The 14,667-nt window shown below is 65.9% G+C and carries 15 protein-coding genes, 1 other RNA gene and 1 pseudogene; 3 read left to right on the forward strand and 14 right to left on the reverse strand.

What is annotated here, in order from left to right:
• Positions 1–51 precede the first annotated feature (51 nt).
• Positions 52–987, reverse strand: coding sequence for a LysR substrate-binding domain-containing protein (locus F1599_RS21480; protein WP_150084454.1), 936 nt, complete (start codon positions 985–987; stop codon positions 52–54).
• A 205-nt stretch (positions 988–1,192) separates the two neighbouring features.
• On the opposite strand from F1599_RS21480, the gene F1599_RS21485 reads away from it, so the two are divergent.
• Positions 1,193–1,990 (forward strand): phytanoyl-CoA dioxygenase family protein, encoded by a 798-nt coding sequence (locus tag F1599_RS21485; RefSeq protein WP_150084456.1) that lies wholly within the window; start codon positions 1,193–1,195, stop codon positions 1,988–1,990.
• Positions 1,991–2,159: 169 nt separating this feature from the next.
• Here the strand turns inward: F1599_RS21485 and erpA are convergent, their stop codons facing one another.
• From erpA to rplM, 4 genes are all read right to left on the reverse strand, one after another.
• A complete protein-coding gene (gene erpA / locus F1599_RS21490; RefSeq protein ID WP_149317668.1) occupies positions 2,160–2,528 on the reverse strand; it encodes an iron-sulfur cluster insertion protein ErpA in 369 nt (122 codons plus the stop codon).
• Between the two features lie 109 nt (positions 2,529–2,637).
• The gene (locus F1599_RS21495; protein WP_149317667.1) at positions 2,638–3,051 is read right to left on the reverse strand and encodes a bactofilin family protein; all 414 of its coding nucleotides are present in this window, start codon (positions 3,049–3,051) and stop codon (positions 2,638–2,640) included.
• A 239-nt stretch (positions 3,052–3,290) separates the two neighbouring features.
• Positions 3,291–3,683 (reverse strand): 30S ribosomal protein S9, encoded by a 393-nt coding sequence (gene rpsI / locus F1599_RS21500; protein ID WP_006576929.1) that lies wholly within the window; start codon positions 3,681–3,683, stop codon positions 3,291–3,293.
• Between the two features lie 11 nt (positions 3,684–3,694).
• Positions 3,695–4,123, reverse strand: coding sequence for a 50S ribosomal protein L13 (gene rplM, locus F1599_RS21505; RefSeq protein WP_006576930.1), 429 nt, complete (start codon positions 4,121–4,123; stop codon positions 3,695–3,697).
• Between the two features lie 732 nt (positions 4,124–4,855).
• Here rplM and F1599_RS21510 point away from each other — a divergent pair.
• On the forward strand, positions 4,856–5,278 hold the full coding sequence (locus tag F1599_RS21510; RefSeq protein ID WP_006576931.1) for an OsmC family protein: 423 nt from the start codon (positions 4,856–4,858) through the stop codon (positions 5,276–5,278).
• Between the two features lie 74 nt (positions 5,279–5,352).
• Here the strand turns inward: F1599_RS21510 and rnpB are convergent.
• The 5 genes and pseudogenes from rnpB to F1599_RS21540 form a co-directional block, all read right to left on the reverse strand.
• Positions 5,353–5,697: RNase P RNA component class A (rnpB, locus tag F1599_RS21515), an RNA gene on the reverse strand.
• Between the two features lie 247 nt (positions 5,698–5,944).
• Positions 5,945–6,775, reverse strand: a pseudogene (locus tag F1599_RS21525) (DUF3025 domain-containing protein); the annotation flags it as partial.
• A gap of 39 nt (positions 6,776–6,814) precedes the next feature.
• A complete protein-coding gene (pyrC, locus tag F1599_RS21530) occupies positions 6,815–7,858 on the reverse strand; it encodes a dihydroorotase (protein WP_150084457.1) in 1,044 nt (347 codons plus the stop codon).
• Positions 7,859–7,941: 83 nt separating this feature from the next.
• Complete coding sequence (locus tag F1599_RS21535) at positions 7,942–9,231, reverse strand: glycerate kinase type-2 family protein (RefSeq protein WP_150084543.1); 1,290 nt, start codon at positions 9,229–9,231, stop codon at positions 7,942–7,944.
• 20 nt (positions 9,232–9,251) lie between these two features.
• Positions 9,252–10,325 (reverse strand): tartrate dehydrogenase, encoded by a 1,074-nt coding sequence (locus F1599_RS21540; protein WP_149317665.1) that lies wholly within the window; start codon positions 10,323–10,325, stop codon positions 9,252–9,254.
• A 255-nt stretch (positions 10,326–10,580) separates the two neighbouring features.
• On the opposite strand from F1599_RS21540, the gene F1599_RS21545 reads away from it, so the two are divergent.
• Positions 10,581–11,411 (forward strand): class II glutamine amidotransferase, encoded by an 831-nt coding sequence (locus tag F1599_RS21545; protein ID WP_149317664.1) that lies wholly within the window; start codon positions 10,581–10,583, stop codon positions 11,409–11,411.
• Between the two features lie 61 nt (positions 11,412–11,472).
• On the opposite strand, the gene F1599_RS21550 is transcribed toward F1599_RS21545, so the two are convergent.
• The 4 genes from F1599_RS21550 to F1599_RS21565 form a co-directional block, all read right to left on the reverse strand.
• Positions 11,473–12,207, reverse strand: a complete 735-nt coding sequence (locus tag F1599_RS21550; RefSeq protein ID WP_149317663.1) for an amino acid ABC transporter ATP-binding protein — start codon at positions 12,205–12,207, stop codon at positions 11,473–11,475.
• Positions 12,204–12,887 carry a glutamate/aspartate ABC transporter permease GltK gene (gltK, locus tag F1599_RS21555; RefSeq protein WP_149317662.1) on the reverse strand — a complete coding sequence of 228 codons (684 nt, stop codon included), beginning with the start codon at positions 12,885–12,887 and terminating at the stop codon, positions 12,204–12,206. The genes F1599_RS21550 and gltK overlap by 4 nt, the downstream gene beginning before the upstream one ends.
• A gap of 10 nt (positions 12,888–12,897) precedes the next feature.
• Positions 12,898–13,626: an amino acid ABC transporter permease gene (locus tag F1599_RS21560; RefSeq protein WP_006578983.1), complete on the reverse strand. Its 729-nt coding sequence runs from the start codon at positions 13,624–13,626 to the stop codon at positions 12,898–12,900.
• Positions 13,627–13,702: 76 nt separating this feature from the next.
• Positions 13,703–14,602 carry a glutamate/aspartate ABC transporter substrate-binding protein gene (locus F1599_RS21565; protein ID WP_149317661.1) on the reverse strand — a complete coding sequence of 300 codons (900 nt, stop codon included), beginning with the start codon at positions 14,600–14,602 and terminating at the stop codon, positions 13,703–13,705.
• Positions 14,603–14,667 lie beyond the last annotated feature (65 nt).

Here is a 14,667-nt window from a genome sequence, read left to right on the forward strand (position 1 = left end):
GCGCTTCTCGCGTGCCGTGGACTGGCGGATTGGCGGACCGGCGGACCGGTCTCAGCGGGCCGCGCCGGCCTGCCCCTCCTCGTGCAACGCCACGGCACCCCGTTCCAGCTCGACCCACCGAATGAAGGCCTCCGCCACCGGCGAGGGCCGGATCGATTCCGCCCGCGCCAGCACCACGCGCTGCGGCGTCACGGTCTCGCGCAATGGGCGGCAAGCGATCGGCGTACCGTCGTAGCTGCGATCGCCGGCCGGTCGCGTGCAGGACAGCGCCACGCCATAGCCGTGCGCGACCAGGCCGCGCTGCATCTCGAAGGTCTGCGTGTACTGATGCAGCTGCGGGTACAGGCCGTGGGCCCAGAACAAGGACAGGAAATACTCGCGCGTCTGCGCGATGTCCTCGAGGATCAGGCGCTCGCCGGCCAGCTCGGCAAGGCTGACGTCCGGCTGCGCGGCCAGCGGATGCTCGGCCGGCAGCAGCGCATAGGGGGCCAGCTCGGCAAGGCGCCAGCGCAGCACGCGGTGGTCGAAGCCGAGGTCGTAGGTCAGCGCAAGCTCGGCCTTGCCGGCGTGCAGCGTGCGCGCAACCGTGGCCAGATCCGCCTCGAACAGCGTCACGGCGACGCCGGGATGGCGGGCGCGAAAACCGGCCAGCAGCGCCGGCACATGGTAGGGACCGAGGTCCTGGAAGCAGACCAGCGACAGCTGGCCGCTCAGCGTCGCCGCCTCGCCCTCGTCGGCGCCAATGCCAGCGGCCAGCGCGAGGATGTCGCGGGCGCGCGCCAGCAGCCGTTGGCCCGCCGGGGTCAGCGCCAGTCCGCGGCTGACCTGCCGGCGGAACAGCGGCGTACCTAGGATCTGTTCGAGCTGGCCGATCGCCAGCGACACCGAGGGCTGCGACACATGCCGCACGCGCGCCGCGCCGCTGATGCTGCCCTGCTCGGCGACGGCGACAAAGTATTCGAGTTGGCGGAAGGAGAAGGCGATCATCGCGAGCGTGGCGGGCTGGGCCTGGGGGCCAGGGAGCCGGAACCCGGGACGGGCCCGGGGGGGCGGGGTCGGGGTCGGGGTCGAGATAGGGGTCGGGGCCGCTTTATAGAGATAGGCTATATTGAAGCATAGAAAATATATGCTTTCCCTATTCAGAGGGGCCCTCGATACTGTCGTCGCAGACCGATATCACTCAGGGGGAGCCATGGAAATCAGCGCCACGCAGATCGAGACCTACCAGCGCGACGGCGCGCTGGTCCTACGGGGTGCCTTCAGCGGCTGGGTCGAGCGGTTGCGCGAAGGCTTCGAGCAGAACCTGGCGTCGCCGGGGCCGTTTGCCATCGAGAACGTGCGCAGCGGCGAGAGCGGCCGCTTCTTCGAGGACTACTGCAACTGGCAGCGCATTCCCGCCTTCGCGGCCTTCATGCGGGAGTCGCCGGCGGCCGCGATCGCGGGGCAACTGATGCGCTCGCAGGCGGCCCAGGTCTTCCACGAGCACATCCTGGTCAAGGAACCCGGCACGGCCAAGCCGACGCCCTGGCATCAGGACCTGCCCTATTACTGCGTCGACGGCTGGCAGACCGCCAGCTACTGGATTCCGCTGGACCCGGTCACTACCGCCAACACGCTGCGCGTGGTGCTCGGCTCGCATCGCTGGCCCAGGCTGGTACGGCCCAAGCGCTGGGCCAGCAACGACAACTTCTATGCCGGCGACGACGCCTTCATGGAGATGCCCGACGTCGAGGACGGTTCGCACCGGATCCTGACGCCGGAGCTGGAGCCGGGCGACGCGGTGGTGTTCGATTTCCGCACCGTCCATGGCGCCGCCGGCAATACCGGCACCGGACGCCGGCGCGCGTTTTCGGCGCGCTTTCTCGGCGACGATGTGCGCTACATCGCCCGCCCGGGCCGCACCTCGCCGCCCTTCCCGGGCATCGGGCTCGCCGACGGAGAGCGCATGCGCGAGGACTGGTTTCCGGTGGTCTGGCGGGCGACGCAGTAAGACCCCCGGCCGCCGCCGGAAATTGAGGGTAACAGCAGGGGCTGACAGGAGGGGGCAACCGAAGCGGCAACCGAAGCGGCAACAGACCGAGCAACCGATGGAGTAATAAAGAGGGCAACAAAAAAGCGCACCGGCTGGTGCGCTTTTTCTTTGCCGAGGCGGACTGGCGTCAGACCGAGAACGACGAGCCGCAACCGCAGGTGGTCGTGGCGTTCGGGTTCTTGATCACGAACTGGGCGCCGTTGATGTCTTCCTTGTAGTCGATCTCCGCGCCGACCAGATACTGGTAGCTCATCGAGTCGATCAACAGGGTGACGCCGTTCTTGACCATCGTGGTGTCGTCCTCATTCACTTCCTCGTCGAACGTGAAGCCGTACTGGAAGCCGGAACAACCGCCGCCCTGCACGAAGACGCGCAGTTTCAGATCGGCATTGCCCTCTTCCTCGATCAACTGCTTGACCTTGTCGGCGGCGCTGTCGGTAAAGACGAACGGGGCCGGCACGTCCTCGGTAACGGGTGCCTCTGCGACTGCGTTCATGGGGTTCTCCTATTTAGATACGCCGGTATTCTAAGCGCACTGGAAAGATCGTGCCGATCCCCCATCGATTCAAGGGGCATGGTTCACGCGCATTTCCGGGCGCGCGGCCTCAGGCGCTTTCTTCGCTGCCTGCGGCCAGTTTCAAGTTGGGCAACTGCTTGGGCTCGGTGTTCCCGAGCGGAACCAGACGGCCCTCGACAATCGCGCCCTGGTGCATTTCCAGAGCCGCGTAATGCACTTCGCCCTGCACACGGGCCTGCGGCTGCAGTTCCAGCAGCTCGGCGGCATGTACCGGACCGGTCACCGTGCCGTTCAACACCAGATGGCCGACCTTGACCTCGCCCTCGACCACGCCGGTCTCGCTGACCACCAGCATGCTCGGCTGATCGGCCACGGCCAGCACGTTGCCGCGCACGCGGCCGTCGAGCCGCAGGCCGCCCGAGAAGTGGAGGTCGCCTTCGACGACGGTCTGGCGACCGATCAGGGTGTCGATCGTCAACCCTTTCTTCTTCGAAAACAGCATCGCGGCCTCACTGGGAAACTTGGGAAAGCGCCATTGTATCCATGACGATGCATTGTGCGGCCAACTGCCCGTACCACCGTGATGCGGCAACAACGCTGCTGGCAACGATGCTCCAAAGCAAAGGCGCACCAGGCAACGACGCTCCAGACAGCGACGCTACCAAAACAAAAACCGCACGACAGGCGTGCGGTTCTTGCTGGCTGCGCAATCCGGGACAGGATCCCGGCTTGCCCGGCGCATCAACGCTTCGAGAACTGCTTGCGACGACGTGCCTTGTGCAGACCGACCTTCTTGCGCTCGACTTCACGCGCATCGCGGGTGACGAAGCCGGCCTTGGACAGCGCGGACTTCAGCGTGGCGTCATAGTCGATCAGCGCGCGGGTGATGCCGTGGCGCACCGCACCGGCCTGGCCGGTTTCGCCGCCGCCGGTCACGTTGACCTTGATGTCGAAGGTCTGTGCGTGGGCGGTCAGTTCGAGCGGCTGGCGCACGATCATCAGCGAGGTTTCGCGAGCGAAGTACTCGTTGATGGGCTTGCCATTGACGACGATGTCGCCCTTGCCCGACTTGATGAAGACACGAGCCACAGCGCTCTTGCGGCGGCCAGTACCGTAGTTCCAATTTCCGATCATGGATGGCCCCCTTAGATTTCCAGCGCCTTGGGCTGCTGCGCTTCATGCGGATGCTCGGCTTCGGCGTACACCTTCAGCTTCTTGATCATCGCATAGCCCAGCGGACCCTTCGGCAGCATGCCCTTGACAGCCTTCTCCAGGGCGCGGCCCGGGAAGCGCTGTTGCATCTTGCCAAACGTGGTTTCGTAGATACCGCCCGGGTAGCCCGAGTGGCGGTAGTACTTCTTGTCGGTTTCCTTCGTGCCGGTGACACGCAGTTTGGCCGCGTTGACGACGATGATGTAATCGCCCGTGTCGACGTGCGGAGTAAATTCCGGCTTGTGTTTGCCGCGCAGACGGCGTGCCACTTCGCTGGCGACACGGCCGAGGACTTTGTCCGTCGCGTCAATCACGAACCAGTCGCGCTTTACCTCATGAGGCTTGGCGGAAAAGGTTTTCATGATCTTTCCTGAGACTTGTAGAACCTGCCCGTAACATGACTTTCGTCGTCGGCCGGCCCTTTGGACCTGACCTTCCTGCTTGTGTGTGCAGGCTCTCCCTGAGTTCTTCTTCCGCGGGCATGACGGAAAAGCCCTCGATTATACTTGCGGTTCGCCGCCCGGCACAAGCAAACAATGCGTTTGCCGTCAAGAGATCGGGGCATGCAGTGTCTCGCGGACCGCTTTTTCCAGGAAAGGAAGCGGCGCAGGGGCGAAAAAAAACCCAAGCCGCTGAGGCTTGGGTTTGAATCCACCAAAGGAGGAGGGTGGAGGAGACACTGGGCGAACAACGGGACGGGGCCGGCGGTGCGGGCTGGCGTCGGGAAACTGCCTCGGTCGCTTCGACCACCCTTCGCTTTCGCACTCTGGCGGGCCATCGGCGCGCCGTCGTTCAATGGTTGGAATTATACATGACGGCTTGTGCGATGCAAGAAAATTTGCAGTGCGAAATGGCATTTCGTAATGCAAAAAATTGTCACGGCGACGACAGCCAGCAGAAAAGCTTAAAATTCAACAACTTACGGGTAGGCCGAGATGTCATCAAACTGACATCTTAGAGGTTTCCCTCGGTTTTCCGCCCGTTCGAGCGGCAAAGACACCACACGGCGCAAGGAAAATTTGAGGAAAATGCAAGCGCTCGATGCACGCGCATCGCAGCATCGAAACGAAACATTGAGAGCAGGAACGAACGAAATGGAATGCAAGGTCACCTGGATGGGCAACGACGGCATGAGCTTCGTGGCGCAGACCGGCAGCGGTCACCTCGTCGCGATGGACGGTGCCCCGGAGGGCGGCGGTCACAACCTGGCGCCGCGGCCGATGGAGATGGTGCTGCTCGGCACCGGCGGCTGCACCGCCTATGACGTGGTGCTGATCCTGAAGCGCGGACGCCACGACGTGCGCGGCTGCTCCGTCACGCTGCAGGCAGACCGGGCCGCCGAGGATCCGAAGGTGTTCACCCGCATCCACTTCAAGTTCACGGTGACCGGCCGCAACCTGAACCCGGCGACCGTCGAACGCGCGGTGCAGCTGTCGCACGACAAGTACTGCTCGGCGTCGATCATGCTGGCCAAGACGGCCGAGATCAGCCACAGCGTCGAACTGGTCGAGGTGTAAGACCGGAAAGCTTGATACTGGCGCGTCGGCGCCTTTGAGGCGTTCCCGGCGCGCCGCACCGGGAAGCGAATTCGAAGCGAAGCAGGCCGATAAGCCGGATTCTGTGCGCGGCGCACGGGCCTTGCGATCCGCGCGCGCGTGACAACCATTCCTCTAGGCCGACCGTTACCGGCCGGCTCCAGCTCCCTACCCGCAGACTCGGCGGGCCGCTTCATCGTCTGCCTATTTGGGATTGCTCCGGGTGGAGGTTACCGCGTTTCACCCTTCGCACCGGGCAAAACCCGGCGCGAAGACTCGTCTCTGTGGCCCTATTCCGCACGTTGCCGTGGATGGCTGTTAGCCACCACCCTGCCCTGTGGAGTCCGGACTTTCCTCCCCTCGCCCGTTGCCGGGCGAGCAGCGGTTGTCTGTCCTGCTTCGCGGGCCGCAGTCTAGCACCTTTGGGTCGATCCCGCCGGTCGCGCCGGCCTCGCCAGTACCGCTTGCATCGCCGATATCGTTGATACCGCCGGGACCGCTGATACCGCTGATACCGCTGATACCGCCGGGACCGCCGGGACCGCCGGGACCACTGGGACCACTGGGACCACTGGGACCACTGGGACCACTGGGACCACTGGGACCACTGGGACCACTGGGACCACTGGGACCACTGGGACCGCCGGGACCGCGGCGGCCGGGGCGGAACACCGTGGTGTCGTCGTAGAAAGCGGGATCGGCATTGGCCGGCCACCAGTGCGGAATGCCGAGCACCGGCAGCGGCGCGAAGCTGCTCCGGCCCCGCAGCCGCGCCTGCGCGAGCATCCCGGCCAGCGGCCCATCCAGCGTCTGCGCCGTGGCCGGATGCGGATCGGCGAGCGAACGGGCGATCGGCCAGGCGTGCGCCGTGATTGACTTGTAGGGTGCGACCAGTTTTTCCAGCAGCGCATGGCCGAACGGCACCACCGCGCAGCGATCAGGCCACGCGTTGCGGCCGTCGATGAACAGTTCGCGCCAGCGAAATCCTCTTAGCGCCGCCTCCAGCCGCGGCTCGGCGCAGACGAACAGCACCGCGTTCTCGTCGAACAGCGTCGCCGCGTCGCGCAACGGCCCGCGCGTGGGCTGCACGCCGTGCGCGGCGATGGCCATGGCCTGCAGCCGGTTCAGCATCGCCTTCGTGCGCGGGAAATGCAGCCAGATCAGGCCGTTGAAAAAGTCGTGCAGGTTCTCGCGCGTCGGCACCTCGCCGTGCGCGTGGATATGGGCCTCGTAGGCGCTGCCGGGCGGCAGCGTGTGCTGCGGGACGAAGCGCAGCGGCAGACCGGCGGCATTGGTCAGCCCCTGTGCGGCGGCAAAGGCATCGAGCGCCGCATGAACCGGCCGGCCCTGGCCGACCTCGGCCGCGATCGCGGCGCCCGCCCGCGCGAACGGCGCAAACCAGGGCCGGGACCAGTCGACCCGGGCCAGCCGCTGCGCCAGGTCGACGGCAGGCGTGAGGCCCTGGACAGCAGGCTCCAGGCCCTCGACGGCCCGCTCAGCGCTGGGACCGCCCACCGCTCAGGCGGCCAGCGCGGCCTTCCATTGCAGCGTCTCGCCGCCCCGCAGCGGCACCAGCTCCGTCTCGCCGTACGGCAGCGCTTCGGGCAGCTGCCACGGCTCGCGCCGCAGCGTCAGCGTGCCGGTATTGCGCGGCAGGCCGTAGAAGTCGGGCCCGTGGAAACTGGCGAAGCCTTCCAGCTTGTCGAGCGCGCCGGCGGCATCGAAGGCCTCGGCATACAACTCCATCGCATGCAGCGCGGTATAGCAGCCCGCGCAGCCGCAGGCGTGCTCCTTCAGGCCGCGCGCGTGCGGCGCACTGTCGGTGCCGAGGAAGAAGCGCGGGTTGCCCGATACCGCGGCCGCCACCAGCGCCTGGCGATGGGTCTCGCGCTTGAGCACCGGCAGGCAGTAGTAATGCGGGCGGATGCCGCCGATGAAGATCGCGTTGCGGTTGTACAGCAGGTGATGCGCAGTGATGGTCGCGCCGATCGGCCCTTCGGCCTCGCGCACGTAGTCGGCCGCGTCCTTGGTCGTGATGTGTTCGAACACGACCTTCAGCCCCGGGAAATCGCGGCGCAGCGGCGTCATCACGCGCTCGATGAAGACCGCCTCGCGATCGAACAGGTCGATCTCGCTGTCGGTGACCTCGCCGTGCACCAGCAGCGGCAGGCCGACGCGCTGCATCGCCTCCAGCGCCGCGCTGCAGCGGCGGATGTCGGTCACGCCGGCATCGCTGTTGGTGGTCGCGCCAGCCGGATACAGCTTGACCCCATGGACGAAGCCGCTCGCCCTGGCGGCGACGATCTCGTCGGCCTGCGTGTTGTCGGTCAGGTACAGCGTCATCAGCGGCTCGAACGACAGGCCGGCCGGCAGCGCCGCCAGGATGCGGGCGCGATAGGCCTGCGCCTGCGCCACCGTGGTGACCGGCGGCTTCAGGTTCGGCATCACGATGGCGCGGGCGAACTGGCGCGCGGTATCGGGCAGCACGGCAGCGAGGGCGGCGCCGTCGCGCAGATGCAGGTGCCAGTCGTCGGGGCGGGTGATGGTCAGGGTCTGGGTCATGACTTCGGCAAATCGAAAGCGTGGGATTGAGCGGTCGGCAGCGGTCCGCAGCGGCGGCGGCGGGCGGCGTGGACGATTGGCGATTACAGGATCAGGATGGCACGGTAGTCGTTGACGTTGGTGCGGGTCGGCCCGGTCACGACCAGGTCGCCGATCGCATCGAACAGGCCCCAGGCATCGTGCGCCTCCAGCTGGCGGCGCGCCGGCATGCCGGCCGCCTCGGCGCGGGCCAGCGTGCCCGGGTCGGCCAGCGCGCCGGCATTGTCCTCCGAGCCGTCGATGCCGTCGGTATCGGCGGCGATCGCATGCACGTCGGCCACGCCCTCCAGTTCGATCGCCAGCGACAGCAGGAATTCGGAGCAGCGGCCGCCGCGGGCGCGTCCGGCGCCGTCCTTGGGCAGCGTCACGGTGCATTCGCCGCCGGAGATCAGCGCCACCGGCGCGGCAAACGGCGCATTGTACGCGCGGATTTCGCGCACCAGCGCCGCGTAGACGCGCGCTACCTCGCGGGCCTCGCCCGTGACGGTATCGCCGAGGATCACCGGGGTCACGCCGTGCGCGCGGAACACCTCGGCGGCGGCCGCCAGGCTGCCGTGCGCGGTGGCGATCATGCGGTTGTCGACGCGCGCGAACAGCGGATCGCCGGGCTTCGGCGTCTCGGCATGCTCGCCGCGCGCGCCGGCCTCGAGATAGGCCTGCACCGCGGGCGGCACGCGGGCCTCGTAGCGGCGCAGGATCGCCAGCGCATCGTCGTAGGTGCTGGGATCGGCGACGGTCGGACCCGACGCGATGGCGCTGGGATCGTCGCCGGCGACGTCCGAGACGATCAGCGTGGTCACCGGCGCGCGGCTGGCCTGGGCCAGGCGCCCACCCTGGATGCGCGACAGATGCTTGCGCACCACGTTCATCTCGGTGATCGGCGCCCCGCAGCGCAGCAGCTCCTGCGTGGTGGCGCGCAGATCGGCCATCGACACGCCCTCGGCGGGCAGCGACAGCAGGCTGGAGCCGCCGCCGGAGACCAGCACGATCAGCCGGTCCTCGGGCCCGAGCGCCTGCACGCGGGCCAGGATTTCCGCCGCGGCGCGCTCGCCCGCCTCGTCCGGCACCGGGTGGCCGGCCTCGATGACTTTCACATGTTCGGTCGGCAGGCCATGCGCGTAGCGCGTGACGACCAGCCCTTCGAGCGCGACGCCGGCACCGGCATAGGCGCGCTCGACCGCCAGCGCCATCGACGCCGCGGCCTTGCCGGCGCCGACCACCAGCGTGCGGCCCTGGCGGCTCGGCGGCGGCAGGTACGCGTCGACGATGCGCAGCGGATCGGCGGCCGCGACCGCCGCATCGAAGCTCGCGCGCAGCAGCGCGCGCGGGTCCATGCCCCGCTTGGTGGTCTCGCTCACAGCGCTTCCGCGATCGCGCGGCCGAGGTCGGCGGTGCCGGCGTTGCCGCCGATATCGCGCGTCAGCGGCGCGTGCGCGGGCCCGGCGGCCAGCACCGATTCGATCGCGCCCAGCACCGCCGCGCCGGCATCCGCATGGCCCAGGTGTTCGAGCATCATCGCCCCGCACCAGATCTGACCGATCGGATTGGCGATGCCGCGGCCGGCAATATCGGGCGCGGAGCCGTGCACCGGCTCGAACAGGCTGGGATAGGTTCGCTCCGGATTGATATTGGCCGACGGCGCGACGCCGATGGTGCCGGTACACGCGGGGCCAAGGTCCGACAGGATGTCGCCGAACAGGTTGCTGGCCACCACCACGTCGAACCAGTCCGGATGCAGCACGAAGTTCGCGGTCAGGATGTCGATGTGGTACTTGTCGACCTTCAGGTCCGGATAGTTCGCCGCCATCGCCTCGACCCGCTCGTCCCAGTAGGGCATCGTGATCGAGATGCCGTTGGACTTGGTGGCCGAGGTCAGATGCTTCTTCGGACGCTTGCTGGCCAGCTCGAAGGCGAACTTCAGGATGCGGTCGACGCCGATCCGGCTCATCACCGTTTCCTGGATCACGACCTCGCGCTCGGTGCCCGGGAACATGCGGCCGCCGATGCTGGAATACTCGCCCTCGGTGTTCTCGCGCACCACGTAGAAATCGATGTCGCCGGGCTTGCGGTCGGCCAGCGGGCTGCGGATGCCGGGCATCAGCCGGACCGGGCGCAGGTTCACGTACTGGTCGAAGGCCCGGCGGAACTGCAGCAGCGAGCCCCACAGCGACACATGGTCGGGTACCGTGGCCGGCCAGCCCACCGCGCCGAAATAGATCGCGTCATAGCGCGACAGCGTATCGAACCAGTCGTCCGGCAGCATCTTGCCGTGGCGGGCGTAGTAGTCGCAGCTGGAAAAATCGAAATGGTCCCACTGCAGGTCGATGCCGAAGCGGCGCGCGGCGGCGTCCATCACGCGGACGCCTTCGGGCATCACTTCGGTGCCGATCCCGTCTCCGGGGATCACGGCAATCTTGTATTGGCTCATGGCGGAGGGCTCGATGTGGAGGCTGGTTGAGGCTGGTTGAGGCTGGTTGAAGCTCGTTGCAGCGAAGTAGCGGCTGGTGGAAGCTAATAGCGGCTGGTGGAAGCGGATCGCCGGGCGATTCGGCCGCCTCGGGCTGCCACGCCAGCGCACCGCGCCGGCGGCCGCGGCCGTGCTTGGCAGAACGCCCGGCCCGGCGGGATAATGTCGCAATTCTATTGCAATCGGCCGGCCCTCACGCCGTCCCGGTCCCACGCCATGTGCCAGCTGCTCGGCATGAACTGCGCCACGCCGACCGACGTGACGTTCTCCTTCACCGGCTTCGCCGCGCGCGGCGGCGTCACGGATCATCATGCCGACGGCTTTGGCGTGGCCTTCTTCGAGGACAAGGCCTGCCGCCTGTTCATCGACAACCAGTCGGCGGGCACCTCGCCGGTGGCCGAACTGATCAAGAACTACCCGATCAAGTCGAAGAACGTCATCTCCCATATCCGCAAGGCCACGCAGGGCACGGTGCGGCTGGAGAACTGCCATCCGTTCATGCGCGAGCTGTGGGGCCGCCACTGGATCTTCGCCCACAACGGCGACCTGAAGGGCTTCGCGCCGTTCCTGTCTGGGGTCTATCAGCCGGTCGGCGACACCGACAGCGAGCTGGCGTTTTGCGCGCTGATGCAGGGCCTGCGCAAGCGTTTCCCCGGCTCGCAGCCGCCGCTGAACGAGCTGTGCCACGCGCTGGCCGACATCACGCGCGAGATCACGCTGTACGGTGTCTTCAACTATCTGCTGAGCAATGGGCAGGCGCTGTTCGCGCACTGTTCGACGCGGCTGTATTACCTGGTGCGCCAATGGCCGTTCTCGACCGCGCATCTGATCGATGCGGACCTGTCGATCGACTTCGCCCAGGTGACCACGCCGGAAGACCGCGTGGCGGTGATCGCCACCGCGCCGCTGACCGACGATGAAGTGTGGACGCCGTTCGCGCCGGGGGAATTGATGATGTTCGAGGCCGGCCAGCCGACGATGACGCTGACGGTGCCGATTCCGCCCGAGGTGCAGGCGCGCAACGCGGCCAATTCGGCCTGTACTTGAGGGGGGGTGACGCCCCTCTCCCGCAGGCGGGAGAGGGGCCGGGGGAGAGGGAGCCCTCTGCTCAGTGCTGCAGGATCTTCGACAGGAACTGGCGGGCCCGCTCCGAACGCGCCTCGATATTGCCGAAGAACTCCTCCTTCGGCGTGTCCTCGACGATGCGGCCCTGGTCCATGAAGATCACGCGGTTCGCCACCTTGCGGGCAAAGCCCATCTCGTGGGTCACGCACATCATCGTCATGCCCTCGTGGGCCAGCTGCACCATCACGTCCAGCACTTCATTGACCATCTCGGGGTCCAGCGCCGAGGTCGGCTCGTCGAACAGCATGCAGATCGGATCCATCGACAGTGCGCGCGCGATCGCCACGCGCTGCTGCTGGCCGCCCGACAGCTGACCCGGAAACTTGTTGGCCTGGTTCTTCAGGCCCACGCGCTCCAGGTACTTCATGCCCTTGGCCATCGCCTCGTCGCGCGAGCGGCCCAGCACCTTGATCTGCGCGATCGTCAGGTTCTCGGTGATCGACAGGTGCGGAAACAGCTCGAAGTTCTGGAACACCATGCCGACGCGCGAACGCAGCTTCGGCAGATCGGTCTTCGGTCCGCCAACGGGGGTGCCGTCGACGAAGATCTCGCCCTTCTGGAAGGGCTCGAGCGCATTGACGGTCTTGATCAGCGTGGACTTGCCCGAACCGGACGGGCCGCACACCACCACCACTTCGCCCTTGGCCACGCGGGTGGTGCAATCGGTCAGCACCTGGAAGGAGCCGTACCACTTGGAAACGTTATTGATTTCGATCATACAGCCACCTTTTTCTGGTATCGCTTGACCAGCAACGATGCGGAAAAACAGATCACGAAATAGACCAGACCCGCGAACAGCAGCATCTCGACGATGCGGCCATCGCGTTCGCCGATGCCATACGCCTGCCCGAAGAAATCGGCCAGCGCGCTGACGTAGACCAGCGAGGTATCCTGGAACAGGATGATGCCCTGCGTCAGCAGCAGCGGCACCATGTTGCGGAACGCCTGCGGCAGCACCACCAGCCGCATGGTCTGCCCATAGGTCATGCCGAGCGCCTGCGCCGCGTACATCTGCCCGCGCGACACGCTCTGGATGCCGGCACGGATGATCTCCGAGTAATAGGCCGCCTCGAACAGCGCGAACGCGACCAGCGCGGACGTCATGCGCAGATCGGTCGCGGGCGACAGATTGAAGATGCCCTGCAGCACCTGCGGAATGATCAGGAAGAACCAGAGCAGCACCATCACCAGCGGTATCGAGCGGAACACGGTGACGTAGCCCTGCGCAAACCAGTTCAGCGGCTTGACCGAGGACAGGCGCATCATCGCCAGGATGGTGCCCCAGACGATGCCGACCACCACCGCGGTGGCGGTGATCTTGAGCGACACCATCATGCCCTCGCCGAGCACGTGCAGCGTATCGGCGTTGATCGAGGTGAAATCGAATGAATAAGCCATCGCGTTCCCCTTACTTGCTGCCGATGAAGCCCGGCACGCGCGTGCGCTTTTCCACCCAGCGCATTCCCAGCATGACGACGATATTGATCAGCGCGTACATCAGCGTGACCGCGATGAAGGACTCGTACGGCCGCGCCGTGTAGTCGACCAGCTGGCGCCCCTGCGCCGCCAGTTCCAGCAGGCCGATCGTCGACGCCACCGCCGAGTTCTTGAAGATGTTCAGGAATTCGGAGGTCAGCGGCGGCACGATGACGCGGAACGACATCGGCAGCAGCACGTAGCGATAGGTCTGCGGCAGCGTGAAGCCCATCGCCAGGCCGGCGTTGCGCTGTCCCGGCGGCAGCGAGTTGATGCCCGAGCGCACCTGTTCGCAGATCCGCGCGGCGGTAAAGGTGCCGAGGCAGAACATCGCGGCCAGGAATTGCTGGGTGAACGGATTCATCTGCTTGATCGATTCGCCGAACGGCAGCAATTCGGGAACGACGAAATACCAGATGAACAGCTGCACCAGCAGCGGAATATTGCGGAAGATTTCGACGTAGGTGGCCGCGATACCCGACAGGAATTTATTCGGAACCGTGCGCAATACGCCGAGAATCGAGCCGATGATCAGGGCGATTACCCACGAAGTCAGGCCGAGCGCGATGGTGACCTTCAGACCGGAAATCATCCAGTCGAGATAGGTCTCGTTCATCGCGGCTTCTTCGAGGAAAACACCCCAATGCCAGTTGTAATTCATGATGCGTCCTCAAAAAGAAACGGAAGGACATGCCTTCGCGCACGCCTTCCGTTTCACACGCGTGACTGGAGCCGAATCAGTCGAGCGCCTTGTCGTTCGGGTTCTTGATGAGTGCCTTCATGTCGTCGGACATCGGGAAGTCCAGGTTCAGGCCCTTCGGCGGCACCGGCTGGGTGAACCACTTGGCGTAGAGGTTGTTGATCTCGCCGCTCTTCATCAGATTGGCGATCACCGTGTCGGCGACCTTCTTGAACGGGGCATCGTCCTTGCGCAGCATGCAGCCGTACGATTCGCGCGACTGCGGCTTGCCGGTGACGACCCAGTCGGCCGGGTTGCGGGCCTTGGCGCGCTCGCCGTACAGCAGCGCGTCGTCCATCATGAAGGCGGCGGCGCGGCCCGACTCCAGCGTCAGGAACGACTGGCCGTGGTCCTTGGTGCTGATGATGTTCATGCCCAGCTTCTGCTGGTCGTTCATCGTGCGCAGCAGGCGCTCGGACGTGGTGCCGGCGGTGGTGACGACGTTCTTGCCCTTCAGGTCGGCCCAGTCCTTGATCCCGCTGTCCTTCTTGGTCATGAAGCGGGTGCCGATGATGAAGATGGTATTGCTGAAGGCAACCTGCTTCTGGCGGTCGAGGTTATTGGTGGTCGAGCCGCACTCGATATCGATGGTGCCGTTCTGCAGCAGCGAAATGCGGTTCTGCGAGGTGATCGGAATTTCCTTGACCTGCAGGTTCGGCAGCTTCAGCTGGTCCTTGATCGCCTCGACGATCTTGACGTTGATGTCATAGGAATAGCCGACCGTGCGGACGCCGCCGAGGTTATAGCTGAAGGGAATCGACGATTCCCGCACGCCCAGCGTAATGACACCCGTGTCTTTGATCTTCTTCAGCGTGCCGGTCAATTGCTCGGCCGCTTGTGCGGTACCGCACAGCACGCCTGCCGCAATCATCAGCGCAGCCAGTTTGGCAACCTTCATAACATCTCCTTGACCATGAGAGAAAGGCGGGACTCTAACAAGAAACGTGCCGCCGACGAAATAGT

It is taken from the genome of Cupriavidus cauae, from assembly GCF_008632125.1.
Taxonomy (GTDB): Bacteria; Pseudomonadota; Gammaproteobacteria; order Burkholderiales; family Burkholderiaceae; genus Cupriavidus; species Cupriavidus cauae.

Excerpts from the sequence above, each read along its gene's own strand:
- F1599_RS21480 (WP_150084454.1), bottom strand. The coding sequence starts at position 987 with ATGATCGCCTTCTCCTTCCGCCAACTCGAATACTTTGTCGCCGTCGCC.
- F1599_RS21540 (WP_149317665.1), bottom strand. The coding sequence starts at position 10,325 with ATGAGCCAATACAAGATTGCCGTGATCCCCGGAGACGGGATCGGCACC.
- F1599_RS21535 (WP_150084543.1), bottom strand. The coding sequence starts at position 9,231 with ATGGACCCGCGCGCGCTGCTGCGCGCGAGCTTCGATGCGGCGGTCGCG.
- rpsI (WP_006576929.1), bottom strand. The coding sequence starts at position 3,683 with ATGATCGGAAATTGGAACTACGGTACTGGCCGCCGCAAGAGCGCTGTG.
- pyrC (WP_150084457.1), bottom strand. The coding sequence starts at position 7,858 with ATGACCCAGACCCTGACCATCACCCGCCCCGACGACTGGCACCTGCAT.
- F1599_RS21495 (WP_149317667.1), bottom strand. The coding sequence starts at position 3,051 with ATGCTGTTTTCGAAGAAGAAAGGGTTGACGATCGACACCCTGATCGGT.
- rplM (WP_006576930.1), bottom strand. The coding sequence starts at position 4,123 with ATGAAAACCTTTTCCGCCAAGCCTCATGAGGTAAAGCGCGACTGGTTC.
- gltK (WP_149317662.1), bottom strand. The coding sequence starts at position 12,887 with ATGGCTTATTCATTCGATTTCACCTCGATCAACGCCGATACGCTGCAC.
- F1599_RS21510 (WP_006576931.1), top strand. The coding sequence starts at position 4,856 with ATGGAATGCAAGGTCACCTGGATGGGCAACGACGGCATGAGCTTCGTG.
- F1599_RS21485 (WP_150084456.1), top strand. The coding sequence starts at position 1,193 with ATGGAAATCAGCGCCACGCAGATCGAGACCTACCAGCGCGACGGCGCG.
- F1599_RS21560 (WP_006578983.1), bottom strand. The coding sequence starts at position 13,626 with ATGAATTACAACTGGCATTGGGGTGTTTTCCTCGAAGAAGCCGCGATG.
- F1599_RS21550 (WP_149317663.1), bottom strand. The coding sequence starts at position 12,207 with ATGATCGAAATCAATAACGTTTCCAAGTGGTACGGCTCCTTCCAGGTG.
- F1599_RS21565 (WP_149317661.1), bottom strand. The coding sequence starts at position 14,602 with ATGAAGGTTGCCAAACTGGCTGCGCTGATGATTGCGGCAGGCGTGCTG.
- F1599_RS21545 (WP_149317664.1), top strand. The coding sequence starts at position 10,581 with ATGTGCCAGCTGCTCGGCATGAACTGCGCCACGCCGACCGACGTGACG.
- erpA (WP_149317668.1), bottom strand. The coding sequence starts at position 2,528 with ATGAACGCAGTCGCAGAGGCACCCGTTACCGAGGACGTGCCGGCCCCG.